14 protein-coding genes are annotated in these 13,778 nt (G+C 61.1%); 9 read left to right on the top strand and 5 right to left on the bottom strand.

Annotated features, from left to right (window positions below; genetic code table 11):
* The first annotated feature begins 39 nt into the window (after positions 1-39).
* From RVM27_RS09160 to cysZ, 5 genes are all read left to right on the top strand, one after another.
* Positions 40-1,158, top strand: coding sequence for an ABC transporter permease subunit (locus tag RVM27_RS09160; protein WP_081194949.1), 1,119 nt, complete (start codon positions 40-42; stop codon positions 1,156-1,158).
* Positions 1,158-2,567: a PstA family ABC transporter permease gene (gene pstA / locus RVM27_RS09155; protein ID WP_498956403.1), complete on the top strand. Its 1,410-nt coding sequence runs from the start codon at positions 1,158-1,160 to the stop codon at positions 2,565-2,567. Before RVM27_RS09160 ends, pstA begins: the two co-directional genes overlap by 1 nt.
* A complete protein-coding gene (gene pstB / locus RVM27_RS09150; protein ID WP_016915479.1) occupies positions 2,561-3,373 on the top strand; it encodes a phosphate ABC transporter ATP-binding protein PstB in 813 nt (270 codons plus the stop codon). The genes pstA and pstB overlap by 7 nt, the downstream gene beginning before the upstream one ends.
* A gap of 30 nt (positions 3,374-3,403) precedes the next feature.
* Complete coding sequence (gene phoU, locus RVM27_RS09145; protein WP_039178877.1) at positions 3,404-4,129, top strand: phosphate signaling complex protein PhoU; 726 nt, start codon at positions 3,404-3,406, stop codon at positions 4,127-4,129.
* A gap of 69 nt (positions 4,130-4,198) precedes the next feature.
* The gene (cysZ, locus tag RVM27_RS09140) at positions 4,199-4,945 is read left to right on the top strand and encodes a sulfate transporter CysZ (RefSeq protein WP_498939506.1); all 747 of its coding nucleotides are present in this window, start codon (positions 4,199-4,201) and stop codon (positions 4,943-4,945) included.
* Positions 4,946-5,222: 277 nt separating this feature from the next.
* Here the strand turns inward: cysZ and RVM27_RS09135 are convergent, their stop codons facing one another.
* The 5 genes from RVM27_RS09135 to RVM27_RS09115 all read right to left on the bottom strand — a co-directional run bounded on the left by RVM27_RS09135 (position 5,223) and on the right by RVM27_RS09115 (position 9,446).
* Entirely contained in the window at positions 5,223-5,534 is a 312-nt protein-coding gene (locus tag RVM27_RS09135) for a hypothetical protein (protein ID WP_039178882.1), read from the bottom strand.
* A gap of 327 nt (positions 5,535-5,861) precedes the next feature.
* Positions 5,862-7,157, bottom strand: a complete 1,296-nt coding sequence (gene phoR, locus RVM27_RS09130) for a phosphate regulon sensor histidine kinase PhoR (protein WP_218314052.1) — start codon at positions 7,155-7,157, stop codon at positions 5,862-5,864.
* A gap of 2 nt (positions 7,158-7,159) precedes the next feature.
* Positions 7,160-7,849 (bottom strand): phosphate regulon transcriptional regulator PhoB, encoded by a 690-nt coding sequence (phoB, locus tag RVM27_RS09125; RefSeq protein ID WP_016915484.1) that lies wholly within the window; start codon positions 7,847-7,849, stop codon positions 7,160-7,162.
* A 96-nt stretch (positions 7,850-7,945) separates the two neighbouring features.
* Complete coding sequence (gene ubiA / locus RVM27_RS09120; protein WP_081138642.1) at positions 7,946-8,836, bottom strand: 4-hydroxybenzoate octaprenyltransferase; 891 nt, start codon at positions 8,834-8,836, stop codon at positions 7,946-7,948.
* A 37-nt stretch (positions 8,837-8,873) separates the two neighbouring features.
* Positions 8,874-9,446, bottom strand: coding sequence for a chorismate--pyruvate lyase family protein (locus RVM27_RS09115; RefSeq protein ID WP_498956402.1), 573 nt, complete (start codon positions 9,444-9,446; stop codon positions 8,874-8,876).
* Between the two features lie 87 nt (positions 9,447-9,533).
* Between RVM27_RS09115 and RVM27_RS09110 the strand changes: the two genes are divergently transcribed.
* The 4 genes from RVM27_RS09110 (at position 9,534) to yccS (ending at position 13,754) form a co-directional block, all read left to right on the top strand.
* Positions 9,534-10,718: an NAD(P)/FAD-dependent oxidoreductase gene (locus RVM27_RS09110; protein WP_498956401.1), complete on the top strand. Its 1,185-nt coding sequence runs from the start codon at positions 9,534-9,536 to the stop codon at positions 10,716-10,718.
* Between the two features lie 92 nt (positions 10,719-10,810).
* Positions 10,811-11,083, top strand: coding sequence for an HU family DNA-binding protein (locus RVM27_RS09105; protein WP_016915488.1), 273 nt, complete (start codon positions 10,811-10,813; stop codon positions 11,081-11,083).
* The gene (locus RVM27_RS09100; protein ID WP_498956400.1) at positions 11,083-11,439 is read left to right on the top strand and encodes a hypothetical protein; all 357 of its coding nucleotides are present in this window, start codon (positions 11,083-11,085) and stop codon (positions 11,437-11,439) included. Before RVM27_RS09105 ends, RVM27_RS09100 begins: the two co-directional genes overlap by 1 nt.
* 137 nt (positions 11,440-11,576) lie before the next feature.
* A complete protein-coding gene (gene yccS / locus RVM27_RS09095; RefSeq protein ID WP_498956399.1) occupies positions 11,577-13,754 on the top strand; it encodes a YccS family putative transporter in 2,178 nt (725 codons plus the stop codon).
* Positions 13,755-13,778 lie beyond the last annotated feature (24 nt).

Raw genomic sequence — 13,778 nt, 5'->3', positions numbered from 1 at the left:
CTTATTTTCATCACGGCACCTGCTTCGTATGATGTCGACATGACTCCTCCTCGGCTACCTGCTTCGCGTCAGCCGCTACGTTTGCTTCACGACCGTATTGCCACCGGACTGATTACGGCTGGCGGCATTGCTGTTTTGCTGGCGATCCTCGCCATTGGCGTCTTTCTGGTGTGGGAAGCGCTGCCGCTGCTTGGTTTTGGCGAAGCGCTCTCCCTGGCCACGCTGTCGCCGCTCGCCTGGGGCACCCTCAAAGCTGCCCTGGCGGCCATGCTGTTTGCCACGCCTATTGCGCTAGGGGCCGCCATGTATTCGGCGCTGTTCATGTCGTCACGCCTGCGCAGCCGCATCAAGCCCGTGATGGAGTTGATGGAAGCAATACCCGGCGTGGTGATTGGCTTCATTGCCGGACTGCTGCTGGCCCCGTGGGTAGAGCGTCATTTGGCCAGCACCCTGCTCGTACTGGCCTGGCTGCCGCTGAGCGCAGCGCTGGCAGGTGCCCTTTGGCATATGGCCAGCAGCCGTTGGCGCCAGCGGCTGCCGCTGTCGTCGGCGGCACTGTGGCTGATACCGTGGCTCGCCTGCATGACCGCCCTGGCCCTGTGGGCGGCACCGCTCGCCGAAACCCACTGGCTGGGGGGCGACTTGCGTCTGTGGCTGGAGCAGCGCCACGGCATCGACTACGCCACACGCAACGCCCTGATCGTCGGCATCGCCATGGGCTTTGCGATTATTCCCAGTATCTACTCGCTGGCCGATGACGCCCTGGCCGACGTGCCATCCACCTTGATGGAAGGCGCCCAGGCGTTGGGCGCCAGCCGCTGGCAAGCGCTGTGGAAAGTCGCCCTGCCCACCGCAGGCCCTGGCGTGTTTTCGGCGGTGATGATTGGCGCAGGCCGCGCCGTGGGCGAAACCATGATCGTGCTGATGGCCAGCGGCAACACCGCACTGTTCAGCGCCAGCCCCTTTGAGGGGCTACGTTCACTGTCGGCGTCGATTGCCATCGAGCTGCCGGAGGCCTCCCCCGGCGGCATGACCTATCACCTGCTGATTCTGGCGGCGCTGGCGCTGTTCATCTTCACCTTCTCGGTCAATACGCTGGCCGAAGTCGTGCGCCAGCGCCTGCGTCGGCGTTACCAGCGGCTGGGAGGCGCACGCTGATGGGCTGGCGAGCGCTGAGCTTTCGCCTGAACACGGCGGGCAACCGGCTGTGGCCTTGGCTATGTGCGGGTAGCGTGGCCCTTTCGCTGCTCATGCTCGGCGCTTTGCTGGTACTGCTGACCACCAAAGGGTTAGGTCACTTCTGGCCCGCCGAGCTGGAGGAGGTCACCCTGCACAGCGGCGAAACGGTGATCGGCCAGCCGGTGCGCGAGGTGCCGCTACCCCATGCCCAAGGCATGGAGCGGCTCTATTTTACCGGCAACCGCGACCTCATGGGCGCCAGCTGGCGCTGGCTGGCCGTCGATCAAATCGCCCAGGTCACCACACCCGCTGAGCTGATACGCCTGGAGCGTACCCCATGGGGCGACTTTCTTGGCCGCCTGGTCGCCGTCGACAGTGCAGGCCAGCGGCTTGAAGGGCAGGCGGCCAAGGAGTTCGTGCGCCAAGCCCTGATGCTGCCGCCAAACCAGCGCCCCGACGCCCAGCTGTTGCTGGAGGCCAATGGCAGGGTACAGCCTCAGCCGTTGGCGGGGATCACCCACCTGCAAACTCCCAACGCCATGGCCTGGCACCAAAAGGTGGCAGCCTGGGGCGGGCGCGTGTGGCAGTTCCTCAGTGAGGGGCCGCGTGCGGCCAATACCGGGGGCGGCGTATGGCCGGCCATTTTCGGTACGCTGCTGATGGTGATTCTCATGTCCGTGATCGTCACCCCCTTTGGCGTGCTGGCAGCCATTTACCTCAACGAAATTGCCCACCAGAACCGCCTGACCCATCTGGTGCGTATCGGGGTCCGTAACCTCGCTGGCGTGCCCTCCATCGTATATGGCGTGTTTGGGCTGGGAGTTTTCGTGTACGGCATCGGCGGTTCCATCGACAGCTGGTTCTTCGAAGACGAACTGCCATCACCGACCTTTGGTACCGGCGGGCTGCTGTGGGCATCGCTGACCCTGGCACTGCTGACCCTGCCGGTGGTGATCGTGGCTACGGAAGAGGGCCTGGCACGCATTCCCGATGCCCAACGTGAAGGGGCCGTGGCGCTGGGGGCGACCCGCCTGGAGATGCTCACGCGCATCGTGCTGCCCATGGCCATGCCCGCCATGCTGACCGGGGTGATTCTGGCCGTGGCGCGGGCCGCTGGCGAAGTGGCCCCGTTGATGCTGGTGGGCGTCGCCAAGCTGGCTCCGCAAATGCCCCTGGACGGCGAGTTTCCCTACCTGCATCTCGAACGCAAGTTCATGCACCTCGGCTATCATCTATTTGATACGGCCTTCCACGGTGAAGACGTACAGGCCTCGATCCCCCTGGTGTTTGCCACCGCACTCCTGCTGGTGCTGATTGTGCTGGTGCTTAATCTAACTGCCATATTTCTGCGTCATTATCTGAGGCGTCAACGAGGAAACGAATGCTAGCGTTATCATCCGCCAACACTGCTCAACCGCCGGTGACGCGCTTCTCAGCCGACGCCCGGTGCCTGAGCATCCACCAGTTCAACCTCGCTTATGCGGGGAAACCGGCGTTGCGTGACCTGACGCTCGACGTACCTCGTCACCGGGTGACCGCGTTCATCGGCCCCTCGGGCTGCGGAAAGTCCACGCTGCTACGGGCAATCAATCGGCTTCACGACTTGAACGAATCCGTGACCCACGACGGCCATATCTACCTGGAAGAGCAGGACATTCATGCGCCACGCATGAACGTGACCGAACTCAGACGGCGGGTAGGGATGGTGTTTCAGACGCCCAACCCGTTCCCGATGTCGATCTACGAAAACGTGGCCTTTGGCCTGCGCCTGCAAGGGCGCCTGCCCAAACGCAAACGCGACGACATCATCGAGTGGGCGCTGACATCGGCCGCTCTGTGGGATGAGGTCAAGGACCGCCTGCACCGTTCGGCCTGGCAGCTCTCCGGCGGGCAACAGCAGCGCCTGGTGATTGCCCGGACGCTGGCCGTTCAGCCGGATGTCCTGCTGCTGGACGAGCCCGCCTCGGCCCTCGACCCTATTTCGACCCTCAAGATCGAGGAGTTGATACGCAACCTGAAGTCCCAGCTCACCCTGGTGCTGGTGACTCACAATATGCAGCAGGCCGCGCGGGTTTCCGACTACACGGCCTTTTTGCAAAACGGTGAACTGATCGAATATGGGCCCACGGATCAAGTGTTCACCAACCCGCGTCTACAACGCACCGAAAACTACATTACCGGCCGCATGACCTAGGCCCCATCGACGATACGTCAGGAGTGCTCAATGGATATCACGAGCGAGACACACAGCCAACACATCTCTCGCCAGTTCAACCAGGAGCTGGAAGAGCTGAAGACCCACCTGATGGCCATGGGCGGTCTGGTGGAAAAGCAGGTGCAGGATGCGGTGCACGCCCTGCTGGAGGGCGACAGCCGCCTGGCGGAAAAAGTGCGCGACAACGACCGTCAGGTCAACGACCTGCAGCTGCAAATCGACGACGAATGCACCCGGGTGCTGGCTCGCCGTCAGCCGGCGGCATCGGACCTGCGGCTGGTGCTCGCGGTCATCCGTGCCACCTCGGACCTGGAGCGAATCGGCGACGAAGCCAGCAAGATTGCCCGCAATGCGCTGTTGTTAAGTGAAAATAGCGGTGGCATTCGCGGTCTGGTAGAAGTTCGCCATATCAGCGAGCACGTGCGCAAGATGCTGCGTGACGCCTTGACCGCCTTCGCCCGCTTCGATACCGAGCTGGCCATGCAGGTCGTTCGCGAAGACGAATCGGTAGACGACGAGTACGGCAGCGCCATGCGCTCGCTGATGACCTTCATGATGGAAGACTCGCGCTCCATCAGTTCGGTGCTGAGCATCATGTGGGTACTGCGCGCCCTGGAACGGGTGGGCGACCACGCCAACAACCTGGCGGAATACGTGGTGTACCTGGTGAAAGGCCTGGATATTCGCCACAGCGATCCCAGTACCCTGGAACAGAAGGTCATGAAAAAATCTTGACCTGCCCGCCAAACCCTCCTGCAATACGCCCAGATAATCATCTGGGCGTTTTTTAGGGAGTAATGTCGCGTGAATGCACTCAACGCGTTGGGTCAAGGCACCCGCCTGGTGTATCAGCCCGGGCTAAGGCGCTATGTCTTTCTACCCATTCTGGTCAATCTGCTCGTGTATACGGGTATGGTTTACGTGGTCTTCACACGTTTTTCGGGCTGGCTGGAGAGCAGCATGGCCATGGTGCCTGGCTGGCTGGAGTGGTTGTCGTGGCTCATCTGGCCGCTATTCTTCATCAGCTTGCTGGTGGTGATCTTTTTTAGCTTCACCCTGGTGACTCACCTGATCGCAGCGCCTTTCTATGGGTTTCTGGCGGCTCAGGTAGAGCGCCAGGCCACCGGGCGTGAGCCTCTGGATGACCGAGGGCTGGTCAAAACGGCGCTGGACGCTGTGGGACGAGAGCTGGTCAAGCTGAGCTATATCCTGCCGCGCATGGCTGTGCTGTTCCTGTTCAGTTGGATTCCCGGCTTGAACGTCTTCGCGCCTCCCTTATGGGCGCTCTTTTCTGCCTGGGTCATGGCCATTACCTATCTGGATTACCCGATGGATAACAACAAAGTGTCGTTCAAGGACATGCGCAGCAGGCTTTCACGGCGCTGGTGGCCGAGCATGACATATGGCGGGCTGGTCATGCTCATCACCTGGATCCCCTTGGCCAACCTGTTCCTGATTCCAGGCGCCGTCGCAGGCGCCGTCCTCATGTGGGACCGCCACTATCGTGGCACACCGGACACACGGGATAAGGCGGCAGGCTCGGCGCTCTGAATCAGAGCCACTCATCAAAGGGCCGCCCATATAGCAGGCACAAAAAATTAGACCCCGCTAGGCGGGGTCTCGACCACTCTTACTTGTGAACGATACTGACTGCTGGCTTCCTATCCGTTTGCGGGACTCCAACCTTGGAATTTACCCTGACCAGTGTCTTGACCGTTTTCTGATTCATCCGTGAATCGATGAGCATCCTTGCTATGGGACATCCTTGCCCCTTGTTTGCTCAACCCTAAGCGTAAGAGTTTTTTCCAGCTTTGCAAAGAATTGTTACTTAACTACCGCTGTTTTCTTCAACTACGTCTTCTGGGGTGTACTCGGCACCACCACTCATGTTGGTGGAGTCCGGCTCATCCACGACGTCGGGGCCTTGAGTGCCGTGATCCGTCGTCAGGTCTTCGGTGTCATAGCTGCCGGGCTCGGCTGTGCCAGACTGTGTGTTCATGGGCTCATCTTCGACGGTTACATCCTGATTCTGGTCGATGGATGAGTGATCCGTGGTGTCTGCAAAAGCCAGTGGGCTTGCCATCAGGCCAAAAGAAACACCTAAAATACCAGCTTTCTTGAGTAGTTCCTTGGACATCATATTCCGCCTCCTCGATCGCTGTTGATACCGCATAGTTAAGGAAGAGTGACTTCATGTCTTACCAGTTCCTGCGGTAATCTTCCTTGCCTAGAATATTGCATACGTTGTGCCACGCATGCCAAAAATCAAAAAAATTATTTATTATCAATAATTTAAAAAAACAAGGATGGTATAAAGCATGGGCTCAGGGGGTCATGACCACGCCTTTGAGGTGGTTAAAAATGACACATGAGTGATGTGTGACCAGAGTTCTATGCCAATATGGCACACTTATACAGGGGTTGTGCAGGAAGCGGATAAGGAGGAGCGCAAAGCGTCATCGAGCCCTCAAGCCGAGCCGCTGACTCGCTTGGCAGGGAAGACACAGCGAAAGGATGCCCCCTCGCCAGGATGTGACTCTATGTTGAGCTGGGCCTCGTGGCGCAGCAGCACGTGCTTCACGATGGCCAGGCCCAGACCCGTCCCTCCTGTTGCCGTACTACGCCCTTTATCCACTCGATAGAAGCGCTCGGTCAGGCGGGGGATATGCACCGGATCAATGCCATCGCCATCATCCTCGACCTCGATACACCCGCTGCCGTTGGCGGCCACCGACCAGCGCAACGTGATCTGACTGCCTTCTGGGGTATAGCGCACGGCATTGAAGGCTAGATTGGAAATGGCGCTGCGCAGCTCCTGCTCGCTGCCGATCAAGCCAGCGTCGCTCTCCAGAATGACCTGCACACTGTGCTGCTGCCTGGAGAGCGCCAGGGCGTCTCGGCGAATGCTGTCGAGCATGGGGCCTACGGCCAGCGTCTGGTGATCATCGCCTCCCTGGTCGATTTCCAGCCGTGACAGCAGCAGCAGGTCGTTGACCAGATTCTGCATTCGTCGCGTCTGCTCCTCCATCTGTACGATCCCTTTACCCAGGCGGGGAGGCAGCAGCTCCTTGAGGTCGCCGTAGGTTTCCAGATAGCCCGACAGCACGGTCAGCGGAGTGCGCAGTTCATGGGAGACGTTGGCGACGAAGTCACGCCGCATCTGCTCCAGGCGATGCAAGCGCGTGATATCACGGGCCATGACCAGCCGCTCGTCATCGCCGTAGAGGGTGATCTGATACTGGAGGATGCGCCGCTCGTCGATCGGCGAGGTCAGCGTCAGCGGCTCGCTGTAGTCGCGGGCATTGAAGTAGCTGATGAAGCGAGGGTCGCGCAGCAGGTTGGTGATGTGCTGGCCACGGTCGTGGGCGGTTTGCAGCCCCAGCATGTCGGTGGCCGCGCTGTTCCACCACTCCAGGTCGCCGTGTCGGTCCAGCATCACCACGCTATCGCGCATGGCTTCGGAGGACTCCTGAATTCTCGCCAGCGTCGCCCGCAAACGACTTTGGGTAATGCGCTGGCTTTTCTGGTAGCGATAGAGGCGGTCGAACAGCTCCCCCCACATGCCCTTGGCCGCCGGGGGCTCATCGTGGGGGTGAAGGGTCAGCCAAAGGAAGAGCGCCCGAAACTGGCGCAGATGATAGACCAGACAAAACAGCAGCCCCGCCGCCAGCCCGGCGCCAGGGTAATCCACCAGCCATCCCAGGCAGAGGCCCAACAGGGCCAGCCAGATGATGCGCCAGATCTCACGGCTCCACAGGCGCACGCTTACACTCGCGCAGAGAACCGGTACCCAGTACCGCGCACCGTTTGAATCAGATTTTGATGAGGCTCGCCCAGCGCTTTGCGAAGACGACGAATATGCACGTCCACCGTGCGCTCTTCCACGTAGACGTTGCCACCCCATACCTGGTCAAGCAATTGGCTGCGCGTGTAGGCGCGCTCCTGATGGGTCATGAAAAACTGCAGCAGACGATACTCGGTAGGCCCCATTTCCAGCGCCTTGCCATGGGCGCTGACCCGGTGGCTCACAGGGTCCAACAGCAGGCCATTGATTTCGATGGGGTCTTCCACGCCACGCGGCGTGGCACGGCGCAGCACGGCCTTCAGGCGGGCCACCAGCTCACGGGGGGAAAAGGGCTTGGTGATATAGTCGTCGGCACCCGCTTCCAGGCCCTGGATCTTGTTGTCCTCCTCGCCCTTGGCCGTCAGCATGATGATCGGCAGCTCGGCAGTGGCTTCTTCGCGCTTCAACCGACGGGCCAGCTCGATGCCGCTGGTGCCCGGCATCATCCAGTCCAGCAGCAGCAGGTCAGGCTGGTGGTCGACGACCATGGCGTGGGCATCCTGGGCGTTGTCCGCTTCAAGCACGCGATAGTCAGCCATTTCCAGCGCCACGGCGATCATTTCGCGGATAGGCGCCTCATCATCGACGATCAGTACGGTCTTGGCGGTCATTCCAGGGCCTCACGGTGCTCTATACAGGAAAGTTCAATGACATGTGTGTGACGATAACACCATGACTTGATGACAGTTCCATGACACCCAGTCAATTTAGCCCGCTACCGGCCACCAGCTCAAGGCAATACCTGCAAAGACCAGCAGACCCGACCAGTGGTTGTTCAGGAAGGCCTGAAAACAGCGGTCTCGATCGCGCCCGACGATCAGCCACTGCTGGTACACGAACGTCGCCGCCATGCCCAGCAACCCCAGCCAGAAAAAGCCCCCTAGCCCAACGCGCAGCGCGACCCAGCTCAGCAGGGCCAGCACGCTTGCCTGCAGCACTCCGATGATCAGCCGGTCAGCACGGCCAAACAGCACGGCGGTCGACTTGATACCGATTTTCAGATCATCGTCACGGTCGACCATGGCGTACTGGGTATCGTAGGCAACGGTCCACAGCAGGTTGGCACTGAACAGCAGCCAGGCTTCCAAAGGCACGTGGCCCAATACCGCGCCAAACGCCATGGGAATGGCCCAGGAAAAGGCCGCGCCCAGCACCACCTGCGGGAAGTGGGTGTAGCGCTTCATGAACGGATACACGAAAGCCAGCAGCACGCCGCCCACCGACAGCAGCACGGTGAACCAGTTAGTCAGCAGCACCAAAATGAAGGCAGCGGCGACCAGCGCCACGAACAGCAGCTGGGCTTCGGTTTCGCTGATGCGTCCCGTGGCCATGGGGCGCTGGCGAGTACGCTTGACGTGGCCATCCACATGGCGGTCGGCATAGTCGTTCACCACGCAGCCCGCAGCACGCATCACGTAGACACCGGCAATGAAGATGATCAGCACGGAGCGACCCGGCACCCCTTCTGCAGCCACCCACAGCGCCCAGAGCGTCGGCCACATGAGCAGCCAGGTACCAATGGGCCGATCCAGGCGCATCAGCTGAAGAAAGTCTGCCAGCCGGGCCCAACCCGTTGGCCGCAATAGAGAACGGTCCATGCTCATGCTTACCTCGTGAAAGAAACTCCAGAATAGCCTAGCGCGAGGGCAGGCTCAGCGCATCGGCCATGGTCGATAAAAAATACTCTTGAACCAGCAGCGACAACCCCGCGTGCTGAAAGACCGAGCGACGCCCCCACTGGCTACGCCCCTTGGCGGGGGCACCCCACGCCGTGAAGCGCGGGAGCGACACCGTGGCCTGCAACGGCCCGCGCACCAGGTCCGGCTGCTGAAACAACCAGCTGCCCAGCGAACGCTCGCCCAAGGCCCCCAGGCCTTTGCCCTGCAGCTGCTCCAGCGGTGCCACCGATCGCGCCACCACCCAGGGCGTGCCGTCGATGCACAGCGCCACCTCGCGTAGCCAGGCGTGGCGACGTGGAGCGATGCCCAGCGCCATGGCTTCGTCCTGAAACGGCAGGCCAATGGTCTGACGCAGCAGGCGTACGCGGAACTGGCTCGGCGCTCCGGCCGCCATCAGGCGCGCCGTCAGGGAGTCGGTCGAGGCCACCCATTGCCACCAGGCCACACTCATGGCAGGCCGCGCAGCGGCAACCGGCCGCCAGTGGGGGGGTAGCGAAAACGCAGGGCGTGGCAACTCAACGAGCGTCACCTGAGCCTCCAGAACAGTCAATTGGAAAGAAGGCTAGTGTAACATGATGGCTTGGCAGGCTTTTGTTCCTTACCCCCGGATAACGATATGCCCGATTCACACTTCAGCGAATCCCCACATGCCGAGCTGGTCATTGTCGGCACTGGCATGGCCGGTATTGGCCTGGCGCGAGCGCTGCGCCGCCAGGGAGATTCTCGCACCATCGCGCTGGTTAGCGCCGACCGTGGCGAAGAGTACAGCAAACCGCTGCTGTCCACGGGCTTCGCCAAGCGGTTGAGCCCCGAAAAGCTGGCGCAGCGCAGCGCAGAAGCGCTCGCCGACGAACTGAATGCCCAGGTCATGGCTCACACGCAAGTCGTCGAACTGGCGGTGGAACACCAGATGCTGCGCCTGGGCAACGGTACCCTGCTCCGCTACGAGAACCTGGTGCTCGCCACTGGCGCGGCTCCACGCACGCCGTTCCAGATACCCGATGCGCTGGAAGGGCGCTGCTTCACGGTCAACGACCTGGACGACTACCGCCGACTGCATGCAGCGCTCGACCAGCCAAGCCGAGTGGCGATCATTGGCGCGGGCCTGGTGGGCTGCGAATTCGCCAACGACCTCCATGCGGGCGGCCACCACGCCACCCTGGTGGCACCAGAGAGCACCCCGCTGCCGCGCCTGCTGCCCGAACCGCTGGGCCACGCCCTGGCCGAAACCTTTCGAACGGCGGGCATGCAACTGGCGCTTGGACGCACGCTGGACAGTCTATCCCTGAATGCCGACCGCGAACTGGTACTGCAGCTCGACGGCGGCGAGCGCCATGCGGTGGACATCGTCCTGCTGGCCACGGGCCTTGCGCCCCGCACGGCGCTGGCCGAGGCCGCCGGACTCGAGGTCAGCGCCCGCGGTATCGAGGTGGACCGACTGCTTCGCACCCGCCAGCCGAACGTGTACGCATTGGGCGACGTGGCCTGCATCGACGGCGTGAACGCCATGTACGTCCAGCCGCTGCAAGCCAGTGCCAAAGCGCTGGCGGCCACGCTGGGCGGCTCACCCACCCCGGTAAGCTTCGGCGCCTGGCCGATCATCGTCAAAACGCCCCTGCTCCCAGTGGTGGCCTACCCGCCAGTGAGCACACCGCAGCACTGGCGAGTGGAGGGTCATGGGCAGGATTTGACGGCGCTGGCGGAAGATAAAGACGGCCGTTTGATTGGTTTTGCGTTGACAGGGGGCTGCGTGAGAAGGAAAGTGGAGCTTTCCAGAGCTGTACCTGCCCTGCTAGGCTGATTTTCGCCGCATTCACGACTAGGCTGAATAAGCCCCGCCGGGGTGGGTTACCAACAACATTGACGTTTGTTTTTCACAAGGGAGATTCCTTCATGCGCAAACCTGAACTCGCCGCTGCCATCGCCGAGAGTGCTGACCTGTCCAAGGACAAGGCAGGCCAGGTCCTGAATGTCATTCTGGACGAAATCACCAACAGCGTGGCCAAAGGCGAAGACGTTACCCTGATTGGCTTTGGCACCTTCACCGTACGCGAGCGCGCCGCCCGTACCGGCAAGAACCCGCAGACCGGCGCACCGCTGCAGATTCCGGCCAGCAAGAACGTGGCGTTCAAGCCAGGTAAAGCGCTCAAGGACGCCGTTTCCTAATGAAGCTTTCGCTGACGCTGTGGCTGTTGAGCTTCATGCTCAAGCGCGCCCTGCGCCGCAAGCCGCGCTTTCGTGAGCAGCTGGAGCGCATGCGAGGGCTGGACTGGGGCATTGCCACAGAAGATTTGAGTACGGCGCGCCACTACCGAATGACCCCCAAACGCATCACGTCCGGTAAAGGCCTGCCCGTCGACCTGGACCTGGAGCTACGCTTTCGCGACCAGCAAGCCGCCCTGCGCATCCTCAGAAAGCCGACGCAACAGGCGTTCCTGGATGGCATGGTGGCAGGCGACGTGCGCCTCGTCGGCGACTCCTCCGATATGAACAAGCTGCAAAAATTGTTGAAGTATTTGTAGCGCCATACGCCCAGCCGCAGGCAACCTGCTCCCCGCAGCCAAACGCTGCGGGGTTTTTCGTTAACGGCACACCATAGCCACGTACCGGCATACTATCTATACTAAAGTCTAACAACAGCAAACTCACAAGAGCCTCTATGCCCCTGACCCATTCCCTGCGCCGCCTTTGGACCCTAGATAAGTTCGCCTACAGCCTGCGGGTGTTTATCGCCTTCAGCGGGGCGCTGCTGTTTAGTGGGCTGGCGGGGGATGTAGCGCTGGTCATTCCGCTGTTTCTGGGCATTATTGCCAGCGCGCTCTCAGAGACCGACGATAGCTGGCAGGGACGTTTGCAAGCCTTGGTGGTCACGCTGCTCTGCTTTGCCTCGGCGTCGTTCGTGGTGCAGTGGCTGTTTCCGTGGCCGTGGCTGTTTGCGGTGGGTTTGGCGGTCTCCACCTTTACGCTGATCATGCTGGGGGCGATTGGCCAGCGTTACGCAACGATTGCCTCCGGTACGCTGATTCTTTCGATCTACTCCATGATCAATATTGAACAGCACGGCGGCGTGGATGAGGACGTCGCCTCCCGCCAGCTGCTGCTGTTGGCCGGTGCCGCCTGGTACGGAGCGATTTCGGTGGTGTGGTGCGCGCTGTTCTCCCGCCAGCCGGTGAAACAGAGCATGGCACGGGTGTACAAAGCCCTGGGTGAGTTCTTGATTTTGAAATCGGCGCTGTTTGAGCCGGTACGGGGCGTTGATGTAGAGGCCCGCCGCGTGGCGCTCGCTCGCCAGAACGGCAAGGTAGTGGATGCTCTTAACCAGGCAAAAGAGATGATCTTTCGCCGCCTGGAAGGCCAGCGCGGCAGCCGTAAGCTCAACCGCTACCTGCAAATTTACTTTATCGCTCAAGATATCCACGAGCGGGCAAGCTCCACCCACTACCCTTACAGCGCACTTACTGAAGCCTTTTTTCATCACGACGTACTGTTTCGCTGCCAGCGGCTGCTGGACCAGCAGGGCCGTGCCTGCCGCCAGCTAGCCAAGTCGCTGCTGCTCAACCGCCCTTTCAGTCACGAGCAGAGCGAACAGGCGCTGGCCGACCTACGCGCTTCGATTGATAATCTTAGCGAGCGCGGCAAGCCCGAGTGGCGGCCGCTGATACGCCCGTTGAATGCGTTAGCGGACAACCTCTCCACGCTAGAAGCGCAGATTGCCAGCGTCCACAACCCGGACACCGGCAGCGAGCGTCGGGACAGCGCGCTTTATGACCGCTCCCCTTCGAGCCTGCTGGAAGCCTGGAAACGGGTGCGGTTGAACTTTACGCTGGGTTCGCCCACCTTTCGCCACGCGGTGCGCTTAACCACGGCATTGGTGGTGGGCTACGGGCTGTTACAGTGGATCGATCCGCAGCAGGGCTTTTGGATTTTGCTCACCACGCTGTTCGTGTGCCGACCCAACTTCGCCACCACCCGGCGCTTTCTCTCCCAGCGGATTCTGGGCACGGTGCTTGGGCTGATTGCAGGCTGGGCGTCTATCAGCCTGTTCCCCCAGCCACTTATCCAGAGCATGATTGCAGTGGCGGCAGGCGTATCGTTTTTTGCCAATCGGGAAAAGCACTATGTGGTTGCCACCGCCTCTATCACTCTGCTGGTGCTGTGCAGCTTTAACCAAGTGGGGGATGGCTTTGACCTGATCTGGCCGCGGCTGTTTGACACCTTGATTGGCTCGCTGATTGCGGGGCTGGCGGTGTTTTTTATTCTGCCGGATTGGCAGGGTCGCCGCCTGTACCGGGAAGCGGCCAAGGTACTGACCAACCACCGCCGCTATTTGGACGAAATTGTTCACCAGTACGAAGAGGGCAAGCAGGACGACTTAGCCTACCGGTTAGCACGGCGCAACGCTCATAACGCGGATGCGGCGCTCTCGACGCTGCTCACCAATATGCTTCACGAGCCAGGGCACTACCGTAAACTGGATGCCGATAACGGCCTGCGCTTTTTGGTGCTCTCCAACACGCTGCTTAGCCACCTCTCCGCGCTGGGTGCCCACCGCCACCGACTGGCAGAGGATGAAGACGATGCCGCTTTCGTACCCCTCGCCAAGCGGATTAGCGCGCTGTTAGAGCAACTGGCCGAACAGTTGGACCAACGCCTGCCGGTGGAGCTACTCACCGAGCCCGCCAACGAGCTGCTGAGCCAGTTAGAGGAACAAAGCGGCGCGGATGAGAAGGCCGTCACGCTCTATCGACCCATCCAAAGCCAGCTACGCCTAATTGCCGGACAGCTTGGCCCGCTGAGCGATGCTGCTGCTCGGCTCACCAATAAATCAGCAAGTTAGATACCTCAATCAGCTATAAATTAT

The organism is Halomonas sp. KM007, assembly GCF_050709225.1.
Classification (GTDB): Bacteria; Pseudomonadota; Gammaproteobacteria; order Pseudomonadales; family Halomonadaceae; genus Vreelandella; species Vreelandella hamiltonii.
The sequence above is the reverse complement of the archived record's forward strand: the minus strand, read 5'-3'. Positions and strand labels throughout refer to the sequence as shown.

What these genes read in the sequence shown, in the direction of transcription:
- RVM27_RS09160 (WP_081194949.1), top strand. Translation starts at nt 40, where the DNA reads ATGACTCCTCCTCGGCTACCTGCTTCGCGTCAGCCGCTACGTTTGCTT.
- pstA (WP_498956403.1), top strand. Translation starts at nt 1,158, where the DNA reads ATGGGCTGGCGAGCGCTGAGCTTTCGCCTGAACACGGCGGGCAACCGG.
- pstB (WP_016915479.1), top strand. Translation starts at nt 2,561, where the DNA reads ATGCTAGCGTTATCATCCGCCAACACTGCTCAACCGCCGGTGACGCGC.
- phoU (WP_039178877.1), top strand. Translation starts at nt 3,404, where the DNA reads ATGGATATCACGAGCGAGACACACAGCCAACACATCTCTCGCCAGTTC.
- RVM27_RS09135 (WP_039178882.1), bottom strand. Translation starts at nt 5,534, where the DNA reads ATGATGTCCAAGGAACTACTCAAGAAAGCTGGTATTTTAGGTGTTTCT.
- phoB (WP_016915484.1), bottom strand. Translation starts at nt 7,849, where the DNA reads ATGACCGCCAAGACCGTACTGATCGTCGATGATGAGGCGCCTATCCGC.
- ubiA (WP_081138642.1), bottom strand. Translation starts at nt 8,836, where the DNA reads ATGGACCGTTCTCTATTGCGGCCAACGGGTTGGGCCCGGCTGGCAGAC.
- RVM27_RS09110 (WP_498956401.1), top strand. Translation starts at nt 9,534, where the DNA reads ATGCCCGATTCACACTTCAGCGAATCCCCACATGCCGAGCTGGTCATT.
- RVM27_RS09105 (WP_016915488.1), top strand. Translation starts at nt 10,811, where the DNA reads ATGCGCAAACCTGAACTCGCCGCTGCCATCGCCGAGAGTGCTGACCTG.
- RVM27_RS09100 (WP_498956400.1), top strand. Translation starts at nt 11,083, where the DNA reads ATGAAGCTTTCGCTGACGCTGTGGCTGTTGAGCTTCATGCTCAAGCGC.
- yccS (WP_498956399.1), top strand. Translation starts at nt 11,577, where the DNA reads ATGCCCCTGACCCATTCCCTGCGCCGCCTTTGGACCCTAGATAAGTTC.